Annotated in this window: 21 protein-coding genes; 5 read left to right on the forward strand and 16 right to left on the reverse strand. The window is 40.2% G+C overall.

All coding sequences use genetic code 11. The features are described from left to right. The 4 genes from J7W16_RS03455 to J7W16_RS03470 form a co-directional block, all read right to left on the reverse strand. On the reverse strand, window positions 1–1,269 hold the full coding sequence (locus J7W16_RS03455; protein WP_210595786.1) for a GntP family permease: 1,269 nt from the start codon (window positions 1,267–1,269) through the stop codon (window positions 1–3). A 239-nt stretch (window positions 1,270–1,508) separates the two neighbouring features. Further along, complete coding sequence (locus J7W16_RS03460; protein WP_210595787.1) at window positions 1,509–1,790, reverse strand: hypothetical protein; 282 nt, start codon at window positions 1,788–1,790, stop codon at window positions 1,509–1,511. A 115-nt stretch (window positions 1,791–1,905) separates the two neighbouring features. After that, the gene (locus J7W16_RS03465) at window positions 1,906–2,562 is read right to left on the reverse strand and encodes a response regulator transcription factor (protein WP_210595788.1); all 657 of its coding nucleotides are present in this window, start codon (window positions 2,560–2,562) and stop codon (window positions 1,906–1,908) included. Next, window positions 2,537–3,742, reverse strand: a complete 1,206-nt coding sequence (locus tag J7W16_RS03470) for a sensor histidine kinase (RefSeq protein WP_210595789.1) — start codon at window positions 3,740–3,742, stop codon at window positions 2,537–2,539. The genes J7W16_RS03465 and J7W16_RS03470 overlap by 26 nt, the downstream gene beginning before the upstream one ends. A 194-nt stretch (window positions 3,743–3,936) precedes the next feature. Here J7W16_RS03470 and J7W16_RS03475 point away from each other — a divergent pair, with 194 nt between their 5' ends. After that, window positions 3,937–4,710 carry a CPBP family glutamic-type intramembrane protease gene (locus J7W16_RS03475; protein ID WP_210595790.1) on the forward strand — a complete coding sequence of 258 codons (774 nt, stop codon included), beginning with the start codon at window positions 3,937–3,939 and terminating at the stop codon, window positions 4,708–4,710. A gap of 90 nt (window positions 4,711–4,800) precedes the next feature. Here J7W16_RS03475 and cls read toward each other — a convergent pair whose 3' ends face one another. Further along, window positions 4,801–6,306 (reverse strand): cardiolipin synthase, encoded by a 1,506-nt coding sequence (gene cls / locus J7W16_RS03480; RefSeq protein WP_210595791.1) that lies wholly within the window; start codon window positions 6,304–6,306, stop codon window positions 4,801–4,803. 397 nt (window positions 6,307–6,703) lie between these two features. Beyond that, complete coding sequence (locus J7W16_RS03485) at window positions 6,704–6,937, reverse strand: hypothetical protein (protein ID WP_210595792.1); 234 nt, start codon at window positions 6,935–6,937, stop codon at window positions 6,704–6,706. A 151-nt stretch (window positions 6,938–7,088) separates the two neighbouring features. On the opposite strand from J7W16_RS03485, the gene J7W16_RS03490 reads away from it, so the two are divergent. Both J7W16_RS03490 and J7W16_RS03495 read left to right on the forward strand, forming a co-directional pair. Next, window positions 7,089–7,928: a TetR/AcrR family transcriptional regulator gene (locus J7W16_RS03490; protein ID WP_346726901.1), complete on the forward strand. Its 840-nt coding sequence runs from the start codon at window positions 7,089–7,091 to the stop codon at window positions 7,926–7,928. Window positions 7,929–7,949: 21 nt separating this feature from the next. Then, on the forward strand, window positions 7,950–9,443 hold the full coding sequence (locus J7W16_RS03495) for an MDR family MFS transporter (RefSeq protein WP_210595793.1): 1,494 nt from the start codon (window positions 7,950–7,952) through the stop codon (window positions 9,441–9,443). A 67-nt stretch (window positions 9,444–9,510) separates the two neighbouring features. On the opposite strand, the gene J7W16_RS03500 is transcribed toward J7W16_RS03495, so the two are convergent. After that, entirely contained in the window at window positions 9,511–9,996 is a 486-nt protein-coding gene (locus tag J7W16_RS03500) for a hypothetical protein (protein ID WP_210595794.1), read from the reverse strand. Between the two features lie 505 nt (window positions 9,997–10,501). Between J7W16_RS03500 and J7W16_RS03505 the strand changes: the two genes are divergently transcribed. Next, a complete protein-coding gene (locus J7W16_RS03505) occupies window positions 10,502–10,780 on the forward strand; it encodes a hypothetical protein (RefSeq protein ID WP_210595795.1) in 279 nt (92 codons plus the stop codon). Window positions 10,781–10,872: 92 nt separating this feature from the next. Here the strand turns inward: J7W16_RS03505 and J7W16_RS03510 are convergent, their stop codons facing one another. From J7W16_RS03510 to J7W16_RS03520, 3 genes are all read right to left on the reverse strand, one after another. Further along, on the reverse strand, window positions 10,873–11,595 hold the full coding sequence (locus J7W16_RS03510; protein WP_210595796.1) for an HAD family hydrolase: 723 nt from the start codon (window positions 11,593–11,595) through the stop codon (window positions 10,873–10,875). Between the two features lie 66 nt (window positions 11,596–11,661). Next, a complete protein-coding gene (locus J7W16_RS03515) occupies window positions 11,662–11,847 on the reverse strand; it encodes a hypothetical protein (RefSeq protein WP_210595797.1) in 186 nt (61 codons plus the stop codon). A gap of 22 nt (window positions 11,848–11,869) precedes the next feature. Continuing rightward, window positions 11,870–12,649 (reverse strand): TIM barrel protein, encoded by a 780-nt coding sequence (locus J7W16_RS03520; RefSeq protein ID WP_210595798.1) that lies wholly within the window; start codon window positions 12,647–12,649, stop codon window positions 11,870–11,872. A 255-nt stretch (window positions 12,650–12,904) separates the two neighbouring features. Between J7W16_RS03520 and J7W16_RS03525 the strand changes: the two genes are divergently transcribed. Then, window positions 12,905–14,011: a PfkB family carbohydrate kinase gene (locus J7W16_RS03525; protein WP_210595799.1), complete on the forward strand. Its 1,107-nt coding sequence runs from the start codon at window positions 12,905–12,907 to the stop codon at window positions 14,009–14,011. An 83-nt stretch (window positions 14,012–14,094) separates the two neighbouring features. Here J7W16_RS03525 and J7W16_RS03530 read toward each other — a convergent pair whose 3' ends face one another. From J7W16_RS03530 to J7W16_RS03555, 6 genes are all read right to left on the reverse strand, one after another. Beyond that, complete coding sequence (locus tag J7W16_RS03530) at window positions 14,095–15,471, reverse strand: extracellular solute-binding protein (RefSeq protein ID WP_210595800.1); 1,377 nt, start codon at window positions 15,469–15,471, stop codon at window positions 14,095–14,097. Between the two features lie 46 nt (window positions 15,472–15,517). Next, complete coding sequence (locus tag J7W16_RS03535; RefSeq protein WP_210595801.1) at window positions 15,518–16,924, reverse strand: MBL fold metallo-hydrolase; 1,407 nt, start codon at window positions 16,922–16,924, stop codon at window positions 15,518–15,520. Window positions 16,925–16,948: 24 nt separating this feature from the next. After that, a complete protein-coding gene (locus J7W16_RS03540; protein ID WP_210595802.1) occupies window positions 16,949–17,758 on the reverse strand; it encodes an HAD family hydrolase in 810 nt (269 codons plus the stop codon). 22 nt (window positions 17,759–17,780) lie between these two features. Beyond that, window positions 17,781–18,665: a carbohydrate ABC transporter permease gene (locus J7W16_RS03545; protein ID WP_210595803.1), complete on the reverse strand. Its 885-nt coding sequence runs from the start codon at window positions 18,663–18,665 to the stop codon at window positions 17,781–17,783. A 15-nt stretch (window positions 18,666–18,680) separates the two neighbouring features. Continuing rightward, window positions 18,681–19,763, reverse strand: a complete 1,083-nt coding sequence (locus J7W16_RS03550; protein ID WP_210595804.1) for a carbohydrate ABC transporter permease — start codon at window positions 19,761–19,763, stop codon at window positions 18,681–18,683. A 185-nt stretch (window positions 19,764–19,948) separates the two neighbouring features. Beyond that, window positions 19,949–20,479 carry a hypothetical protein gene (locus J7W16_RS03555; RefSeq protein WP_210595805.1) on the reverse strand — a complete coding sequence of 177 codons (531 nt, stop codon included), beginning with the start codon at window positions 20,477–20,479 and terminating at the stop codon, window positions 19,949–19,951. Window positions 20,480–20,532: the final 53 nt, after the last annotated feature.

Here is a 20,532-nt window from a genome sequence, read left to right on the forward strand (position 1 = left end):
CTATAAAAATAATTTAAATACGCCAAAGAGTAATGTTGATACGATCGCAATCGTCAAACCAACGAGAGACTCATAAGGAATTAGCTTCAAGCGCTCTTGGAAATTCATTAGTACACTACCTGCCGTTGCATGGAAGAAGCTTCCGTGTGGGAGGTGATCGAGAACCGTCGCACCAGCATGGATCATCGCTGCCCCAGCTAGGCTCGCTACACCAACCTCGATTAAGGTTGCACTAAAGACACTACTCGCAACAGCTGAACCAGCAGTCGTTGAAGCTGTTGCTGCTGACATGAAAATCCCTGAAACAGGTGCCAATACATACGAAGGCAAGCCGAGAACATCGATGCCATCAATTAACACATTCCTTAAACCAGAGTTTGAAATAATTCCAGCTAATGTCCCTGTCCCTAAAAGTAACACCGCAACTCCAGACATTTTATTTAATCCAGAAATGATATATTGATTGATATACCTTATTTTGCCCATCACGAGTGCACCAATGATTCCCCCTGCTGGAAGTGCAAGCATCGGGTCGATCACAATGTCAGCGATCGGACGTAAGGCAAGTAGCACAATCGTGACAAGAGGTGCTACAATTGCAAGAGCAAATATTGGGAGCTTCGTCTCATTTGTTTGTGTTAGCTCATCTAGTGAAACCATTGAACCTTTATTGACTAGTTTCTTCGCGATTACATAAGTAATAACCAATCCACATAGCCCCGGAATAATCCCCGCAGCCATCACAGATGTGAGTGGCACCTCAAATGCATCTGCAACGGCGATTGAATTCGGATTAGGCGACATGACATTCCCTGCTTTCCCTCCACCAATCATCGCCAGTAGGATTGCTGTCTTTGATAGATTTGCCCTGCTCGCAATCGCTAAAGCAATTGGAGCAACGGTAATAACAGCTACGTCTACGAATACCCCAACCGCAGTAAGAATTAATGTAGCCAACGCAAGAGCCAGCAATGCTTTTTTCTCCCCGATCTTCTTCACGATGCTTTCGGCAATCGAAGCGGCTGCACCAGACTCAATCAATACCCCTGCAAGGACACCGGCTGCTAGAATTCGTAGGACAGCAGGAATAATTCCTTGGGCTCCCCCCATCATTAGATCAACTGTTTCCGTCACAGATGCCCCGCCTACCAGGCCACCAACCATCGCTCCTCCGACTAATGCATAGACAGGCGGCACTTTTCTAAAAATTAGAATGATAGCTAATACTAAACCGACAATCGCTCCTAGTGCACTTACTTGGATATCCATTTGAGTCCCTCCTCAGTTATCTTTAATCTATAACTAATTGTAGGGAAGAATGCTCATCGTCCGGTCAACAATTTCTTGAGCAAGCTGTTCTGTTAAATGCATCGTCATAGGTCTGCATCCTTTCTTTCCTTATCTAATTAGACACTTAAAGGCCACCAAGATAGGTAAAGCATACCTATTTCAGTGACCTTTAGCATTCTACCTTTTTCAATTTCATAACGTTCGTTCAATTATTTAATTTATCTTCTTCTAAATGCATCAAACAATAGGAACACAGCTGTAACGGTGTGCATGATCATTCCGACAAACGGAATCCAAGCTAGGCACGACGTAATAATCCCAAGAATACTTCCTCTCGTTCTACCACCTACACCTTTTGTGACAAACAAGGTTATGATATGTAAAATCAGCATAATTCCGAGCGGCATCCAACCATTTCCAATAACAATTGCCGCTCCAACGATCGGAATCCCCAAAACCGCTTCAGATAAACCAGTGATCCATTTCAATGCTCTCGACATGACCTCTACCCCCTTCTAGATAACACAAAGCCTTTTATACTTACCATACCACTATTTGAGCAATTCATCCTAACTTCTTTCACTTTTTTCTGCATACTCACGTAGATAAATCGATCTAGGGATAAATAATTCCTTCCTCCACAGCCTTAAATACTGCTTGGTGCCTTCCTGTTACGTCTAACTTAGAATAAATACTTGAGATATAGTTTTTAACCGTTCCTTCTGTAAGGTAAAGCTTCTGTGCAATTTCTCGATTAGATTTTCCTCTAGAAAGTTCATTTAGCACTTCTACTTCTCTAGCGGTTAGCTTGTAGCTATTTTTTTGGTTTTTTAGTTCCGTAGATTGATCTTTGGGATGAATCCATTCTGAAATTAGCTGCTTAGCAATTTCCTGTGTAATAAGTGTACCACCGTGATGGACGAGCCTAATACCAGCTGCAAGATCTTTTGGATTGATTGCTTTTAGTAAATACCCCTCCGCTCCTGCAGCCAATGCCTCCCGAACATATATTAGTTCACCAAATGTGGTCAACATCATCACTTTTACGTTTGGATAAAGGCTTTTAATCTTGGAGGTTGCCTCTACCCCGTTCATAATAGGCATATGAATATCCATCAACACGACATCAGGAGACCTTTCTCCAGTTAAGTCACATGCCACCAGACCATCTCCAGCTACGCCGACAACTTCAAAGTCAGCTTCACCACTAAGAACAATTGAAAGACTTTCACGAATAAGCTCTTGATCATCCACAATTAGCACTTTTATCATTATGTTCAATTCTCCTTTGTACGTAGTCTATTACTGGTACATAACAATTGACACATGTTCCGCCATGTTGGGATGACTCAATTGTCAGCCTACCTTGAAGCGATTCTAGACGCTCCTTCATCCCAAGTAAACCAAATCCATAATCCTTTTCTTGAATACCAATACCGTTGTCTTTAATTACTAGCTTCAGGGACTGATTTTCTACATATATTGTAATTTTGATTTGCGATGCCTGTCCATGTCGGATCGCATTTGTTAAGGATTCTTGGAGACAGCGAACAAGCGTGACCGTTCCTTGTGAGGAAATATTAACATTGACTTGATCAATTGAGTCAAATTCAATATCTGTTCGTGTATGCTGTGCAAACTCGCTCGCAATTCTCTTCAGCTGTGCAGAAAGCTCCTCCTTATCCTCCACTGGTGCTATTTGATGAATATGACTTCTGATCTCTTCCAAGGAGTCCCTCATTACCTCACTTAACCGATGCACATGTTCCTCTGCCTGTACTGGGGCGGTTTTTAATAGGATAGAGGTCGCATCGAGCCCCATAATAACAGACGTATAGGTGTGGCCGATTGTGTCATGAAGATCTCTTGCAAGTCGGTTACGCTCCTCAAGTAGGGTCACTTTTTCAATTTGCCTTGCGTACTCCTCCAATAATTGATTCTGTCTTAGGTTTTCATCAAGTAGGAGCTGTGTTTTCCTTTCACTCTCCAACACCTTCGCAATGGCAACACCAACACTAAAAAAGAAAAGACCATCAATTACACCCATCCCCAAATGTTCAAGCCCAATAACTGCAACTGCTAAAAAAGGGATAAGTGAAAAACCAACTAAAAGATACCATCTATCTTTTCCAATACTATAGATTCCCGCACAAAGGGCAGGGTAGGCCAAAAAAGAAGAATACTCACCTAATAAATAGCAGCCTACAATCAGAAATAGTCCACTTAGTCCAAGTTCTATAAACGGATAATACTTAACACCAAAGCAATTTTTCTCACTCCCAGCCCACTGTGGTAGCAAAAAGGCAGCAAAGAACAATGGTAGCACTAGCCAGAAATAAGGCATTGTATTTAAGAAAAAGATCAAGACGATTAAATGAAATATAAACCAGCCAATCCTAGTAATATATGCTGTTTTATACACCCAGTGGGTTTCCTTATAGATTGGCAGCATTCTAATGCTCCTCTTTTTTTCGATTTTATTCTACTATATTCCACAAATTTTCTTCTTTTCCTTTTCCAAAGAAATTGAGATAGCTTTAGTCATAAAAGTCATATGCCATTTCTTATGACTAGACTCACTACCTGGTGTGACCGTTTTTAATTAATAATAAGGCTACAAAATGATTTTAAAGAGGAGACGTTCATATGAAACAGTTTTTATACAGACATGGTTTGCTGTTATTTCTTATTGTGATGATTGGCAGAGGATTAATTGGAATGGCCGCTGTTAAGGGAATTCAGCTCTTTGATCCGAGCCTGACTATTCAAAAGGACTTAGGTTGGTTAGTGATGGTCATCTACGCAACCTGTGCAATTTGGGCTGTGAAGTGGGTTAAAATTGAAAAGGAAATTGGGTTAACACTGCCGAATTCTTTAAAAGAATGGTATGTTTGGTTGCCAACACTTATGATTCCGGTCACACTAGTATATTACTTAGGTTTTGATCCAACTTGGGGACATATACCGTTCCTCCTAATTGCAGCGGCGGGTGTCGCAATTAATGAGGAAATCCTATTCAGAGGTATATTACTACGAGCGATCTTACCATTTGGAACTGCAGTTGCAATTATCGTCCCCTCTCTTTTATTCGGGGCTGCACATCTTGGCAATATATTCGTTGGCGGTGATCTCACATATGCTCTTTTCCAGTTCGCCTGGGCATCCTTTGCTGGCATGGCCCTCACAGCTATGGTGCTAGCAAACAAGAGCTTACTCCCAGCTATTGCCTTCCACTTTCTCTTGGATGCAGTTGAATATGCAGCTACAGGAGAATACGGCGTTCATTCTGGTGACTATCCATTAATATGGCTTACTATTTTCCTACTACTTAACATAGCATTTTTTATCTATTCACTATTTCTTTTAAAAAGATCCAGATTTGAACAACGTCCAACTAGTAGTCTTTTGACTGTGAATTAGGATTTCTACAATAAGTCAGTCATAGCGACGAAAAAGCAACCCACACTATACACCTCACGTATATCCTGGGTTGCTTTTGTCTATTCACACTTACAAAATCGGAGAAAACAAACGAGCAAATGATTCCTTTGTCCTTGCGAGAATTCCTCGCTGTTCATACGTCTCTCGCTCGACTTTTTGACTATCAAGCAAATCCTCCCTGTAATGCTTAACGAGGTCTTTGACACTTTCCGTTTCAAATAGAAAAGCATTAATTTCAAAATTTAAGTGCAGGCTTCTTAGGTCAAAGTTCGCTGTTCCGATTGACCCATACTCCTCATCGATCATGATCATCTTTTCATGAAGAAAGCCCTTTTGATACAAATAGATCTCAATATCATAATCAAGCATCTCAGTAAAATAAGAGCGAGTGGCGTGCTTCGTTAAAAAGCTATCATTGATCTCAGGGGTGATGATTTTGACATCGATTCCCTTTTTCCCAGCCATAGATAATGCTGTTCGCAGCGCTTTATTTGGAATGAAGTAAGGTGTTGCAATAAAAACGGACTTTTTCGCAGAGGCAATCAGCTCATAATACAAATCACCCATAATCCCTTCAACTGGTGAATCTGGACCACTCGCAAGAATTTGCACGCCCCCAGGACTATCCTCTAGCTTCTTTGATTCAAAGTACCTTGAATCAACTAACTTTTCATCAGCTGTGTAGGACCAATCCAATAGAAAGGTTTTTTGGAGAGTTTTCACGACTTCTCCCTTTAAAACAAGATGGGTATCACGCCAAAACCCAATGTTCGGGTCACGTCCCAAATACTCATCACCAATATTTAACCCACCAACAAAACCAACATCGCCATCGACCACGATGATCTTCCGGTGGTTCCTAAAATTAAGCTTCTGAGTCAGAAAACCTGCTTGAACGGGTTCAAAGCTAGCAACAGCAATCCCCGCGTCCTTCATTTGCTTGATCGCTTTTTTAGATAAGGATGAGCTTCCAAATGAATCATAAATAAGCCGAACCTCAACAGAATGACCCGCTTTTTCACATAATAAATCAATCATTTCTTGGCCAATCTCGTCCGACTCAAAGGTAAAGTACTCAAGATGAATATAGCTCTCAGCCTTTTGAATCGCTTCTTTTATTGCCGAAAAGGTTTCCTCACCGTTTTTCAAAACATCTGTCGTTGAATGGAAGCTAATGGGGTTATCACCGAATGTCTTGATCAACTGCGACAAACACTGCTCCCTTTCATCTAACTGATCCCAATAAGATGACGATCTAAAGGAAAGACTCGTATTCAATAATTCTCTTGCTTGCTCACGTTTTTGCCGATAGAGATGGCCCCTTACCTCTAGCTGACCCGAATAAAGAAAGAACATATACCCTATAACCGGTAGAAACATAAGGGCATACACCCAAAGTAGCGTTCGATATGGAGAGCGATTTTCAAGTATCAATACATAGATAATCGATAAAATAATCAAGCCATATATGATAATAGAAACGGCCTTCACACTAATTGGTAGCTCCGTAAATGTCGCTATAGAAAAAGTCACTGCTAATACAATAAGAAATAATACTTGGCGCGTCCGTTTCATCTATATCCCTCAATCCATTTGTCTAGTAATAGACCTTTACCCAGGAGAGCTGAGATTAAACAATAGTATTGTGATTATGAAGGTGCGGCTCATAATAATGTAGATTTGGCTCATAAAGTAATTAATCCGGCTCATAATACAACTGATCCCGCTCATAAACCCCCGCATCTCGCTCATAACAGTGCACCTCTCTAGTATTCTGCTAAATCTTGAGTCAGTGGCTGCTACTTCTCTGAAAATACCTTTAAACTGATGGCATTTAGTTAAAATAGATCTATTTTTTTGACCAAAATCAAGCCACACTCGCCGCCGCTCATAAATGTCCGAATTCGGATCATAAAGGAGTTGATCCGGCTCATAACACTGCCAATCCCGCTCATAAACTCCCGCATCTCGCTTAAAACAGCGGACCTCTCTCTAGTATTCTGCTAAATCTTGACTCAGCGACTGCTACTTCTCTGAAAATACCTTTAAACTGATGGCATTTAGTTAAAATAGATCCATTTTTTTGACCAAAATCAAGCCACACTCGCTGCGGCTCATAAATGTCCGAATTCGGATCATAAAGTAGTTGATCCGGCTCATAACACTGCCAATCTCGCTCATAAACCCCCGCATCCGGCTCATTCACACACACCAACTCCTCAACAAAGTTCACTCACTTGACAAATTTATGGTATTCACTTACAGTTATCTTCGGACGTTATGACTCATCGGTTACATATGGTTACCTATTAGTTTAAGGAGGGGTTCTAATTAGTAGAAAGCAAGATTTAAAGGGGATTGCATTAGAGCTTTTCTCAGAAAAGGGCTATCATCTCACCTCAGTCCAGGAGATTGCTCAGGGATGTGGAGTGTCGAAGGGTGCCTTCTATAAGCATTATGATTCGAAGGAGAGCCTGCTTATTGAGATGGTAAAGGATAGTCACCGGACAATGTTTGAAAAGAGCTATACCATTCAGAAATCAGACTCGCTGACTGGCGTAGACATTTTACGAAAACGACTTGAAGTCGAACTGCAGCAAATGCAGGAGAACAGTTCAATTTTTTTAATTCTATTTAAAGAATTTCCGCATAATGAAAAGAATGTGATTGCTGAATTGATGCAGGAATTCAGAACAGAGATTGTCGCTTGGCATAAGCAAAGCTTGGTTGAGGCATTTGGTGACAAGGCCTCTGATTTCCTCTGGGATTTAATCGTTATTTGCGAAGGCATGCTCAGAGAATATATGTCTTTGATGATGTTTCATCAAGTCACGGTACCCATTCCCGACGTAGCAACAATGATCTCGGCAAGCCTAGAAGCGATTGTGGACTCGGGTCATACGATCAAACCTGTGCTTACAAAAGAACAGCTCTGCATTGGAGATACACCGACGAAGGTCGGTTTACAGGAGACCTTAACCGAGCATCTGACCAGACTGAAGAAGGAAGGCGAGCAATTATCTTTAGAGACAGTTGAAAAAGATAAGCTCATGTCTTCAATTGAAAGTCTTGCCGAGGAATGCAACGCTAGTTCCCCAAGAAGCTTTCTAATTGAAGCATTGACTGACTATATAAAGAAGCAAGACAATTTGAAGCCATTTGTTCTTCAAGTCGAGAAAACACTAAGAGAAATGTAGGAGTGAAGGAGAGGGATTTAAATGGCAGAACTGCCTAAAGAAGAATTGAAATTAGGACCGATGTTAATTTGCTTACTCATCGGGGCATTTGTAGGGATATTAAATGAAACCTTGCTTGCAACCGCACTACCATCCATCATGGTCGACTTCGGTATTAACGAAAACCAAGTCCAGTGGTTAACAACGGCTTATCTGTTAACAAACGGGGTCATGATTCCGATTACTGCTTTTTTAATTGAGCGATTTTCAACACGAAAGTTATTCATTACAGCTTTCAGTCTTTTTGGTCTTGGAACATTAATTGCAGCCTTGTCGCACTCGTTCCCACTGTTATTAACGGCTCGTGTTGTTCAAGCAATGGGCTCTGGGATCATGCTTCCGCTTATGATGACAGTTATTCTGACGGTTATCCCAAGAGAAAAGCGTGGTGGAGCCATGGGTCTTGCCGGGATCGTGATTTCGTTCGGTCCAGCAATCGGTCCCACTCTTTCAGGTTACTTACTTGAGCATTTTTCATGGAGAGGCTTATTCTATGTCGTCCTACCAATCGTTATTTTCACAATCATCCTTGCGATCTTTGTCGTGAAAAACGTGACGAAGCTTACTTATCCGAAAATTGATATTCTATCTATCTTATTATCATCATTCGGCTTCGGAGGACTTTTATACGGTGTAAGTATTGGTGGTGCTGGTCACGGTGGCTCAGGTCACAGTAACTGGACAGATCCGTTAGTACTAGCCTGGATTATTGGAGGGGCGATCTCCCTTGGATTGTTCATTTGGCGTCAGCTTGTGATTAAGACACCGCTTTTGCAATTTAGAGTATTTAAATTCCCGACATTTTCATTATCTTTAGTCATCACAATGATTGTCATGATTTCATTGATCGGAGCAGAAACGGTTTTGCCACTCTATATGCAAACCCTGCGTGGATTTTCACCACTTGAGTCTGGCTTAATGCTTTTACCAGGAGCCATTGTGATTGGGATTATGTCACCAATTACTGGTATGCTTTTTGATAAAATCGGTGCTAGAATGCTAGCGATTCCTGGACTTATCATCGTGACAGTGACGACGTTCCTATTCACGAACCTAACGATGGAGACGTCATTTACCGCTTTAGCAACAATTTATGCCGTTCGGATGTTCGGTTTATCAATGGCAATGATGCCTGTTATGACAGCTGGTCTCAATCAAATCCCTGATAAGTGGAACGCTCACGGATCAGCGATGGCCAATACGATGCAGCAAGTATCTGCAGCAATTGGTACAGCGATATTAATTACAATCATGACAACAACGAGAGCAAATTACGTTCCAAAGGTGTCTGAGTTAGAAGGACTTTCTGAGGCAGCTGCACAGCAACAAGTTTTGGAGAATGCTTCCCTCAGTGGTTTTAATGCCATCTTCTTAACAGCTTCCATTTTAGCACTTGTTGGTGCGGTCCTAGCTCTATTTATCAAACAAGATAAAGCAACCGGAACAGAAGGAAAACGCGAGATGATGGTGCATTAAAGGCACTTACTGAAGCAAAAAAGTAACTACCTACTCATTTGAGTTTGTAGTTACTTTTTTTATATACTTACTCCTTGACCTCTATTACATTCTCAACTTCTATTCCATAGCTAATATCAGTCTTGTATTCTTCCAACTTGGTAGTTAATACTTGTAGAATATGTTCATACTTACTACCACCCGTATTCGCCTTCACGTATTCACTGACTTCTGGTTTCTCCAGTTCTATCTTGCCCTCTTCTAGCTCATATTCCATAAAAATGACTAGCATTTCTGTTCGCAGGAAGCGATTGAAGTCCACCTCCGTGAATTGTTCTGAAAATACCTTTCCGCTTTCATCTTTTGACTCAACATAAGTCTCGTAATCTTCCTCAGTTATTGTTTCACTTTTGAAACGAAAATACTCACGAACAGGTTCAGGCTCAACCACTTCCTCGATTTCCTCGACCTTCTCTACCGCGGCCGACTGCACTTCCTCTGTAGTAGAAGAACATCCAACGATGATCCCTACTGCGATGACTAGTGTAGTTACTAATAAACACGCTTTTCTCATTATTAAAATAACCACCTTTATGTACGGACTTTTGTTCCCTTTCAGACTATTCACAGAGCACGGCCCTTATTCGATTATTACCTTTTTTTCCATTAAAGTAAATAAATTTCCTTTTAATTCCTAACCTAATTATAAGACGACAGTTTCACTTACTTAGTTCCCTAGTTCTTTGTATTGAAACCCTTTATTTTATACTTTTTTTCTATCTATGATGAGTGTGGTTGTGTTTGACTGAAATGAGTTATTTTAATGAAGCTCCTGCTCATTTGTCGGCTTTTTTCAATGATGAACGCTGTTGCTTAGAGGGCGGTACTGTTTTTATGAGCGGGATTGGGGCTATTATGAGCCGGATTAGCTGGATTATGAGCCGAATCTGGTACTTTATGAGCGGGTTTTGCTATTTTATGAGCCGCAGCTGCAATCTCGCTCCCCTTACAGAAAACATAGCAAAAGGAAACTTATGTTAAAATCAAGGCATCAAAAACCTTTAGAAGGAGGTTTACTAATGAAAAGAAGCCTTGCCGGAATTGTATCCATCTTAATTCCTGTACTACTGCTTCTACTAATCATTAATTTTTTCGTAGGAGTAGCTCCTATTGAAAACATTCAAGGACTGCCAGTTATTATGCCGATTATCCTTTGTCCAATTGGAGGCGCCATAGGCTTCGTTTCGTATAGGGCACAGAAGGATATGTTATCGTTAATTGGGATGATCTCAAATTTCATTCTGTTTCTGTTTCCAATTTTATATCATGTAATTGGCACCCTACTTCTCGGTGTGTAAAGACGTGGTGAACTTATAAGAAACTAACAAAAAACGCTGAAAATGAGAGGAAATGTCCTCTTGTTTCCAGCGTTTTCGTTTCTTATATCTAGTCAGAATGTTTTAGGGGATTGGGGGGCTTTAAACAGATTCAAAAGCTCTATTGCACTATGTACTTCATTATCAGGCTGGAATATAGCTCCATCTGGAACGTGCCTTTTGCGGTGATTCATCCAAATTGCCTTCCAACCAACCTGTTTGGCTCCGATTATATCCTTTTCGAATGAGTCACCAATATACACCGTTTGGCTTCGATCAAGTCCAAGCTTCTCCTCAATAAAAAGAAAAGGCTCTCTTTTCGGTTTGGCATGGCCAATCGCTCCTGAAATAAACGTGTGATCCGCTCGTATCCAGCGATCTAGACCAAGCTTTTCAATCTTCATCGCTTGATGATTGACCTCACCATTTGTTAAGACGGCAAGTTGCTTTCCCTCTTTGATGAGCAGATCTAGCAGCTCCTCGACTTCCGTATAGAGCATAATTTCTTTTTGTTCTTCGACATACACCTCATTAAACGTAGCAGCCTTTTCTGCATTAATCGGTATATTAAACTCTTGGCATGCAGCAATAATTCGCCCAGTCTGCCATTCATATGTTGAAATTAGTCCCGCTTCACTTTTATCAAATAATATCTCACTATGCTTGCGACTCGATCTAAAAAGCCGGTCAATTTCCTCATCTGTAAAAGGATGATCAAACAGCCTTCTAACTGTTCGATGAAAAGATGCGGCCTGGTCATATAATGTATCATCGACATCAAAAATAATCGTATTCATTTCGATAGCCCCCTATGCCTTGCTCTTTGCAATTTTTTCTATTATATCATTTCTAATAGATTAGGTTTATCTAACAGCAGGCTGGCTTTTATTCACTTGCTCAATACCGTCATTAGCGAGATTCGCTATATTATGAGCCAGATTAAGACCTTTATGAGCGGAATTCGCTGGATTATGAGCCTGATCTACTAACTTATGAGCCAAATCCACTATAATATGAGCCACAGCACCAACAGCGGCTGCTCTTCTCAACGCCTTCCTAAAACACCTATTTCTATACCTCTGCAAAATACCTCGCACTCTCTACCATTGGCTTACAATCTAAATGCATGGATTTCCTTAGATCGATTTCAAAAATGAAATCCTTCTTTTCCACAAATGGCTTTACCATCTTCCAGTCAATCTTCCCCGTCCCTAGTGGCAGGGAGTCGTGCGTCTTTCCTTCGCTATCAACTAGATGGAAATACTCGGCATGCCTTGCATAAACCTCTAAATGTTTCTTCAATTTAAGATTTGATCCGTTTACAGCAATAAACGAATGGCTGATATCAATATTGAGAGGTAATTGTAATGGCTCAATGAACTCAGTAAACAGGAACGGATTTTCCGCTGAGAAAATCCCTCCGATTGTATCCTCCCACAAAAAAACATCACCAGACATTTCTAGAATTTCCTCGATCCGTCCTTTCATTTCGATTCGCTTCTTCTCGTCATGGTAATCTGAACCTTCCGAATTCGCATAATGACAGTGGATGACACATTTCACTTTATACTTTTGGCAGATCTCCACTAAACGTTTCGATGACCAATCATAAAATTCCCTACGCTTTGGATCAGAACTGATAATATCTAAATATCCCCCTTGAAATTTGGGTGGGTGATGGAGGTAGACTTTGATTCCCTTTGATTGTAATAACTGAATAGCCGCCTCAATCCGCTCTGGCTGATACAGATCTTTCTCATTTAAATGGATCTCAACTATCTCTGGTTGATGGGAAAGTCTATTTTCGATATGCTCTGGCGTTAGATCCGTTTTTAATCGAATATAGTTCAAATAATCACTTCCTTATTCATGCTCTTCTTGTATCCTATTCCCGTTGAGTTACTCTGATGAATCTAGGACTTACTTGACATTTATTCTAGTAAGTTAATCATACACGTTGTAAAGGGAATTGTTCATCAGGAACATGAACTAGTTTCACAGTAAACTAAATCTAATTTGGATGTTATTTCCTTTTTACTACATTTCATTTATCCTTCTAATACACTATACTTAAGGTAAGATAATAATAAGGTGTGTGCTACTCACATGAACATAAATGAAAAAGAAATTATAAGAATGATTCGTGAAAACCCGTATATCTCGCAAAATGAAATGGCTGAGGCTTTGCAATTATCTCGTTCGGCTGTAGCTGTTTATATTTCGAACATGATGAAGAAAGGGATTATTTTGGGTAAAGCTTACATAATAAAAGATAATTACCGAATTGTTTGTGTCGGCGGAGCGACTGTCGATCGAAAGGCAATCCCAAAAGACAAGATTGTGTTCGGTACCTCCAATCCCGTTTTCTATCATAGGTTCCCAGGCGGCGTTGCACGTAATGTTGCAGAAAACCTCGGCCGGTTAGGCTGTAATACCACGCTCATTACCTGTGTCGGTGACGATGAACAAGGGAATTGGCTGCTTAACTATACGAGAGAAGCAAACGTCGATGTTAGTCAAAGCTTAAGACTAAACAACTATAACACTGGTTCTTATACGATTATTTCAGATTCTGATGGGAAGCTTTTGCTAGGTCTTGATGATTTACATCTTTATGAATCCTTAAGTCTTGATATGTTTGAGAAGCGTTGGAACCATATGTCTTCTGCAGATCTATTATTTTTAGATTTTAATTATCCAGTACATATTACAGCTGAAGTTATCCAACGAGCTCAAAGTGAAGGCATCCGCGTCTGTACAACTATCGCTTCCTCTACACGTACTGACTTGGTTCCCTCTCGTCTAGATGGTATTTACTTACTCTGCACTAATAATTTCGAAGCCGCGGAACTCCTTGGATATCCGGTAGAGACAGAACAAGATATTCGGACGGCATGTCACGATCTCCAGCAACAAAAAGGGGTCCTAAACATCTTAATGAATATGAGAGAGAAGGGAATTTACTTATATACAGAGGATCAGCAATTTCATTGGATTAAACAACCAACGGAAGAGGTGCTAGATTGGACTGGCAATCGCGATGCTTTTATGGCTGGGGTTATTTTGGGATTAAAAGAACAGTATGACCTGGTAACAGCATGTGAATATGGAGCAGTTATGTCCATGATTACAATTAGTGACTACTCAACCGTCAATACGAACATTACTCTAAGTCAGTTAGAGGAAGGCTACAAAAAATACTTTGGGTCATAAGGAAGAAGGTGAATTTGAGATTACTCAAATTCACCTTCTTCATTAATTGAAACTAGTTATGCCCAGCCCTTCAGCTATGACTATTATTGGTATTGCTTCAATGCGGCCTCTCCATCCTGCTGCATTTTCTTAACTGCATTCTCAACACTGATTGCATCGTTCAAAGTCGCTGTGATTGCTTCACTAACAGCATCATTGATTGGACGACTTCCAGCTGACGGTGTCGTGATTCGTGCATGTGGGAATACATTTTCAAATGCTTCTCTTTTTTGTGGGTTTGATGCAAAATCTTCTGAAAGTAATTCTGTTTCCAGAGCTGATTCTACTGCTGGGAAATAGCCTGTTTTAGCTGCGTAGATTGCTTGTGCGTTTGCACTTGCAAAATACTTCATGAATACCCAGCTAGCTAACTCCTCTTCTGGTGTAGAGTTGAACATGATATGGTTCCCGCCCCATAATCCTGTTGATTTCGTGTCAAGGTTTCCTTGTGGAATCAATGAAATTCCCCATTCAAACTTATCTTGAATCAAATCAATCTTTGTAGTAGATCTCGCTGTCGTTGCAAGCTCCATTGCTACTCTTCCATTTGTGAATTCCTGTTCCGTATCCTCTGCATATGAAACCGCACCCTTATCAACAAGGTTCTTAATGATATTCAATAGTTCAAGTGCATGTTCATTTGCGTAATCAACTGAGCTACCATCAACTGCAAGTGGCTCAATACCATACGTACGCAACCAGATAGCGAAGTTTCCACCTAGCGAATTTGGATTAACAGCAAAGGCAGGAATCCCCGTTTTTTCATAGATTGCAAGTGCTTGTTCTTCAAATTCCTTCCATGTTTCAGCAGGCTTCTCAAACCCTGCCTCTTCAAGGATCGCTTTATTATAGTAGGTACCCATCGAACTATTCCCATGAATCCAGCTCATGGTTTTCCCGTCATATTGAGGAATTTGTTGACGAGCCAATACTCCCTCATTAATGTCATTTAATTCTTCTTCCGTGTAACCATACTTCTCACTCGCGATAAATTCATCCAATTCTTTTACTTGATCTGCTTTCATATATTCCAATGTATCACTTTCATATGCCATAGAGACGTTCGGCAAACCACCACCAACTAATGATGCTCCGACCTTCTTGTTAAGCTCATCATACATTCCCTGAAAGACTTCATTTACGATAATCTTTCCTTCGTATTCCTTGTTGAATTCCTCAACAATTTCATGAACAGCTTCCCCGTAAATTGTAGCTTGGATATGCCAGAAGTCAATTTCCACAGGTCCATCTGCACCAAGCTCCATCTGGTCCCACTTATTTTCCGCTGCTACCTCATTGTTACTTGTTGCCTCTGCATTAACCTCTGTTTCTACCTCTGATGAAGAATCTTGAGAAGAACATGCGATAACACCGATTAATACGAGCCCCATCATTATGACAGAAAGTAATTTCTTTAACATGAAAATCCTCCTAATAGAAACTTTTTTTGTATAGAATAGTGCAAGATTACACTAGGCTACCGACATCATCTTTGATTAATTTAGCTAGTTGCATTGTCTCACCATAGGCAGGACAGTACTTTTGAATCCCTTTACTATTCAAAACGGTTGGATGAATACTATGAAGCGGAACCACCACTTTTGGATCAATCGCCTCAATCATATTTGAAATATCCTGCGGTGAAGCATGTCCACCTGTGCCATAGTAATGATAGTGAACCGAATAAAGCTTCAGCCAGTTATTTAAAATAGGATCCTGATTGTTTAATGGATTGCCATCAGCATGAAAATAAATAGATTGAACGGGTCTGTCACCTAGCATTTCAAAATCAGCTAATAGAGGTGTTTGTTCTTCTGTTAAATAGACGACAAAGTTCTCTTTCGCAGAATAAACTTCTTGTAACGAGATGCGTTCATATGGCAAGTCACTTGAGTCCTCTCCTAGTTGAAGTAAGCGAATCACTTCATTTTCTAGGAGTCTCGAAGGATGATCGATTGGTAAGTAAGAAATGCCCTCTCTTGTTGCAGTGAACCAGAGTTGAGCCGTTCTCTCATCCATCACAAGCTTTCGCCCTAATTCCTTTGTTTTCACAATAAAGTCAGCTACTCTCTCAACGTTGCGAGCTAGTATATTCACATAAAGCAGTCCTTTTGCGTCTTGAGCAATACGACCAAACTCCTCTGCCACATCTAACTCTTTTCTCATGATTGGTTCGTTAAAATAGGACTCTCTTCTTAGCGTTGTCCCTTCTGTTATTAACATTTCAACCTTTTCCTGCTGGCATCGAACGATAAAGTCATCAATTCGATCTGCATGCCGTCCATGTCTTCTCCAATCAGCAGTGAAGCCAATCGTACGTCCACCAACCGTGATGATGAGTCCAGACGAGCCAGGGGAATCATGATCTACTTCAATCATTTGAAATGAGAAGTCATGATCCAATTGAACTACCTCATAGTTATGCAGTGGAATAATCGATGCGTCGGTATACGGATATTCGCCTGAGGAAGCTACTCCTTTATAGACAGCACTCGCATCTGAATGCATATACACTTTGGTCTCCTCTTTTAAAAACGGGAGAAGAGCCATATGATCCTGATGAATATGACTGACAAATACATCAACAGATTCTAGCTCTGGTAATTGGTCGATTTTCCATAAATCCTTCAAAATGTCTTCAGAAATATCTTGAACTTGCTCATCCTTAAAAACCGATAATACCGGTGGCGCAAGACGGCTCAACAGATAATGCTGAAGTGCCCGTTCACTACTTGGAAGTGTCTTTCCACCGAACAACCCCCAAGCCCATGTAACACCTAAGTCAAAAAGTAAGCCTTTTTTACCGTTTGAAATGAGGATGTGGACACCTCCGATTGTATTGATTCCACCATAAAACGTAATTGTATGCTCCATCTTAAAACCTCTCCCTTATTAAAATTATGAAACTCTTTCTTTTTGCGAGATTTCACCTAAAACTACTGCCATTTCCTCAGATGAAGAAACAGTTGCATCCCACTCTGACTTGCCAACTAACTCATATGGTGAAATAAGTAATGTACGACAACCAAGCTTTTTCGCCGGTAATAAGTCATTCCAAGGATGATCTCCAATCGATAGGATCTCATGTGGATGTAGACCCTCTCTGACTAGCAAACTTTTAATTACCTCTTGAATCCCTAAAGGCTTTTTTGAATCCAAATAAATTTCATCAAATAGTGAAGTGATTTGTAAGTGCTCGATAAATTCATGCCCTGATTCTGTATGAGTATTTGTCATTAACACTTTACGCTTGATCCCATCCAGAGAAGCAATTGCAGCCTTTAGCTTATCTGATAAAATAACCGGATCCTGACCTACTAGCATTTCCTGTCTTATTTGGTTAAATGCCTTAAATCGTTGCTCCTCTGGTATTTGTAATCGATTAGCAAAGATATTTAAAATACTCCACGCATCGCCTCCATAAATAAAGTCAGCTGCATGTGCTTCTACCTGCTCAATTCCATGAAAGCTCAGAACCGTTTCTAATGTGTCGCAATGCTGCTCATCTTTCAAATAGTAATGACCCATCTTAAATAACGCTTCATTTGTAAATACCTTCTCCATTCCAAGGAGTAGATGATCATAGCTTTCCTCCCATTTCGTATCCTCAATTAAGTACTTTAAGAAGGAGCGATGAAATGTTTTATGTTGATACATTGTTCCATCGAGATCGAAAATGATTGCTTTAATGTCGGGTAACCAGTTCATTCTTTCACCTCATTTAAATTTTTTAACCTTTTAAACCTGACCCAATTCCATCATTAAACCAACGTTGAGTGATGAAATAGAGAATGATGATTGGTAGGACAGTGAAGGTAGCTGCAGCCATTAATAGATGATAGTAATGACCTTCTTCACTAACGAAATTCAATAGACCAACTTGAAGTGGCCTTAGGTGTTCACTTGATGTAATAAGGAGTGGCCACAAAACACCGTTCCATTTACCAATGAACCCAAGTAAGGCTGCTGTGACAACACTCGGCCAGGCTAACGGAACGAGAACTCTACAGAGATAGCCGAAGTGTCCCATCCCATCAATTTGTGCGGCATCCCAGTAGTCTCTACTAATTGTTAAAAAGGCTTGCCGGATCAAAAAGATGGAAAAAGCATCTGCTAGAAACGGTAACACCATACCTGAATAAGAATCATAGAAGCCTTGGCCACCATTTCCAAAAATGTCATTTCCCCCAGCCAAGGGAAAAGAACGTATTGTAATGAAATTAGGAATTAATGTGACATCATAAGGAATCATCATTGTAGAGAGAATTAACAAAAATAAGATGTTTCTTCCTTTAAATCTAAAATGACTAATCGCAAAAGCAATTGGGATACAAATGGCTAGCTGAACAATCGTTCCGAATCCTGCAATAATGATGGTGTTGATGAAATATCGCCCAAACGTTGATTCTGGCTTCGTCCAAGCCGCGAAATAGTTCTCGATAATCTGCCAGTCATTCGGAATTATCGTAGGTGGCATTAGATTGATTTCTTGTTGTGTTTTAAAGGAAGTGATAATCATCCAAAAAAACGGAAACAAGCAGATCAATGCTAAGATTACTAAAATTACAAATACAATCATCTTGGAGCTTTTCTGTTTCATTCGTTCCACTCTCATTCTCTTTTGCCCCTCCTATCGATCATAGTGAACACGCTTTTCTAATATTTTTCGTTGAAGCCAGGTTAATAGGAACAGGATGACAAACAACAACACAGACAGAGCAGATGCATATCCAACTTGTTTATATACGTAGAAGTTCCTGAATATATAAAGCGGCAGTGACATCGTCGATCCTAAAGGTCCACCCTCTCCCCCGGAAAATACGTAAAAGGCATTAAACGATTCAAAGGAACCTACAACAGAAACAATTAACAGCAGGAATAAGGTCGGTGATAACAACGGAAATGTGATATGTCTCATAAGTTGAAAAATATTGGCTCCATCCATTTTCGCTGCTTCATAGAGCTCCTTCGGGATATTGCTTAGGCCCGCCAGCATGATAAGGACGTTGAACCCAATACTGCTCCAGATAGCAAATAGCATAATAATCAACAATGCTAGACTCGGTCCACCTAACTCAACAGGTATTGAGGAGGGCCATGACAAACCAACAATCGATAAAAGCTTACTGAAAATAGGCTCAGGGTCTGTTAACCATTCCTGCGGCGGTAAATTCAATTTCACAAGCGTTGCATTAGCGATCCCGACATTCGGATGGAAAATCCATTTGAAAACTAATATCGCTGCAACCTGAGAAGTAATATAAGGAAGAAAGAAGATTGTCCGGAAGACACCTTGTCCAAATTTCTTGAAGTAATTAAAAAGAAAATAAGCAATAATAAAGGAAAGAAAAATTGAGATCGGAATCGTACCAACAGCATAATTAATCGTAACCAAAAGGCTTTTCGCTAAATCGCCAATTAACCATCCGAATAGCGGATCATAATAAACGAAATCCGTTGTAAACATTCGTACATAGTTTTCAAATCCTAAAAATTGCTCTGGGACAAAGCTCCATTTCCAAAAGCTAATATACACACCAAAAAACAATGGCCAAAATCGAAACAACAAAAGCAATAGAATAGCAGGCAACGCATAGAGCATCGCAATTTTCCATTCATTCGCACGAAGGCCCTTTGATCGCTTGATTTCTCTTTGCAATTTAATAGAAGGTATGCTTGTCCTTGTTCTATTTTCCACAATTGGCTTCCCCAAGTAACTCACCTCACATTTAAACTTTTGTTTACTTAACTAACTTATGTTTATATTATAAAACAATTTTGTTAATTTAAAGTAAAGCTGAGATAAAGGATTTGTTTCTATGTTGTAAAAGTGAGTGGAGGTTTTAATGAGTTGCCCTCTGTTGGTTGGCTTTTTCAATATATCTTTCTAAAAATAAACTATTTCAATGAAATTCCAGCAGCTTCTCTATCATTTTCATAGAGGCAACCCCTCTTTCTAGCTAATGCAGTTGTCATATTAAGGTGGCGGCTCTTGTTATGAGCCAGATCTCGTACTTTATGAGCGGGATTGGCTCTGTTATGAGCCGAATCTGCTACTTTATGAGCGAGATTCACTAGGTTATGAGCCGCACCCACTCCGGCTGGCTTTTCATTAGATAATCTTCCTAAAATGAACGGTTTTAATGAAATTCCAGCAGATTCTCTCTCATTCTCATAGAGGCAACCCCTCTTTCCAGCTAATGCAGCTGTTATAGTGAGGCGGTGGCTCTTGTTATGAGCCGAATCTCGTACTTTATGAGCCGAATCTGCTACTTTATGAGCGAGATTCACTAGGTTATGAGCCGCACCCACACCGGCTGGCTTTTCATTAAATAAACTTCCAAAAATAAACGATTTTAATGAAATTCCAGCCGATTCTCTCTCATTCTCATAGAGGCAACCCCTCTTTCCAGCTAATGCAACTGTCATATTGAGGTGGTGGCTCTTGTTATGAGCCGGATCTCGTACTTTATGAGCGGGAT

Source organism: Halalkalibacter suaedae (assembly GCF_017939705.1).
Taxonomy (GTDB): Bacteria; Bacillota; Bacilli; order Bacillales; family Bacillaceae_D; genus Halalkalibacter; species Halalkalibacter suaedae.

What these genes read in the sequence shown, in the direction of transcription:
- J7W16_RS03555 (WP_210595805.1), bottom strand. Translation starts at nt 20,479, where the DNA reads ATGACAGTTGCATTAGCTGGAAAGAGGGGTTGCCTCTATGAGAATGAG.
- J7W16_RS03460 (WP_210595787.1), bottom strand. Translation starts at nt 1,790, where the DNA reads ATGTCGAGAGCATTGAAATGGATCACTGGTTTATCTGAAGCGGTTTTG.
- J7W16_RS03510 (WP_210595796.1), bottom strand. Translation starts at nt 11,595, where the DNA reads ATGAATACGATTATTTTTGATGTCGATGATACATTATATGACCAGGCC.
- J7W16_RS03505 (WP_210595795.1), top strand. Translation starts at nt 10,502, where the DNA reads ATGAAAAGAAGCCTTGCCGGAATTGTATCCATCTTAATTCCTGTACTA.
- J7W16_RS03455 (WP_210595786.1), bottom strand. Translation starts at nt 1,269, where the DNA reads ATGGATATCCAAGTAAGTGCACTAGGAGCGATTGTCGGTTTAGTATTA.
- J7W16_RS03535 (WP_210595801.1), bottom strand. Translation starts at nt 16,924, where the DNA reads ATGGAGCATACAATTACGTTTTATGGTGGAATCAATACAATCGGAGGT.
- J7W16_RS03530 (WP_210595800.1), bottom strand. Translation starts at nt 15,471, where the DNA reads ATGTTAAAGAAATTACTTTCTGTCATAATGATGGGGCTCGTATTAATC.
- cls (WP_210595791.1), bottom strand. Translation starts at nt 6,306, where the DNA reads ATGAAACGGACGCGCCAAGTATTATTTCTTATTGTATTAGCAGTGACT.
- J7W16_RS03465 (WP_210595788.1), bottom strand. Translation starts at nt 2,562, where the DNA reads ATGATAAAAGTGCTAATTGTGGATGATCAAGAGCTTATTCGTGAAAGT.
- J7W16_RS03545 (WP_210595803.1), bottom strand. Translation starts at nt 18,665, where the DNA reads ATGAGAGTGGAACGAATGAAACAGAAAAGCTCCAAGATGATTGTATTT.
- J7W16_RS03500 (WP_210595794.1), bottom strand. Translation starts at nt 9,996, where the DNA reads ATGAGAAAAGCGTGTTTATTAGTAACTACACTAGTCATCGCAGTAGGG.
- J7W16_RS03540 (WP_210595802.1), bottom strand. Translation starts at nt 17,758, where the DNA reads ATGAACTGGTTACCCGACATTAAAGCAATCATTTTCGATCTCGATGGA.
- J7W16_RS03525 (WP_210595799.1), top strand. Translation starts at nt 12,905, where the DNA reads ATGAACATAAATGAAAAAGAAATTATAAGAATGATTCGTGAAAACCCG.
- J7W16_RS03470 (WP_210595789.1), bottom strand. Translation starts at nt 3,742, where the DNA reads ATGCTGCCAATCTATAAGGAAACCCACTGGGTGTATAAAACAGCATAT.
- J7W16_RS03495 (WP_210595793.1), top strand. Translation starts at nt 7,950, where the DNA reads ATGGCAGAACTGCCTAAAGAAGAATTGAAATTAGGACCGATGTTAATT.
- J7W16_RS03475 (WP_210595790.1), top strand. Translation starts at nt 3,937, where the DNA reads ATGAAACAGTTTTTATACAGACATGGTTTGCTGTTATTTCTTATTGTG.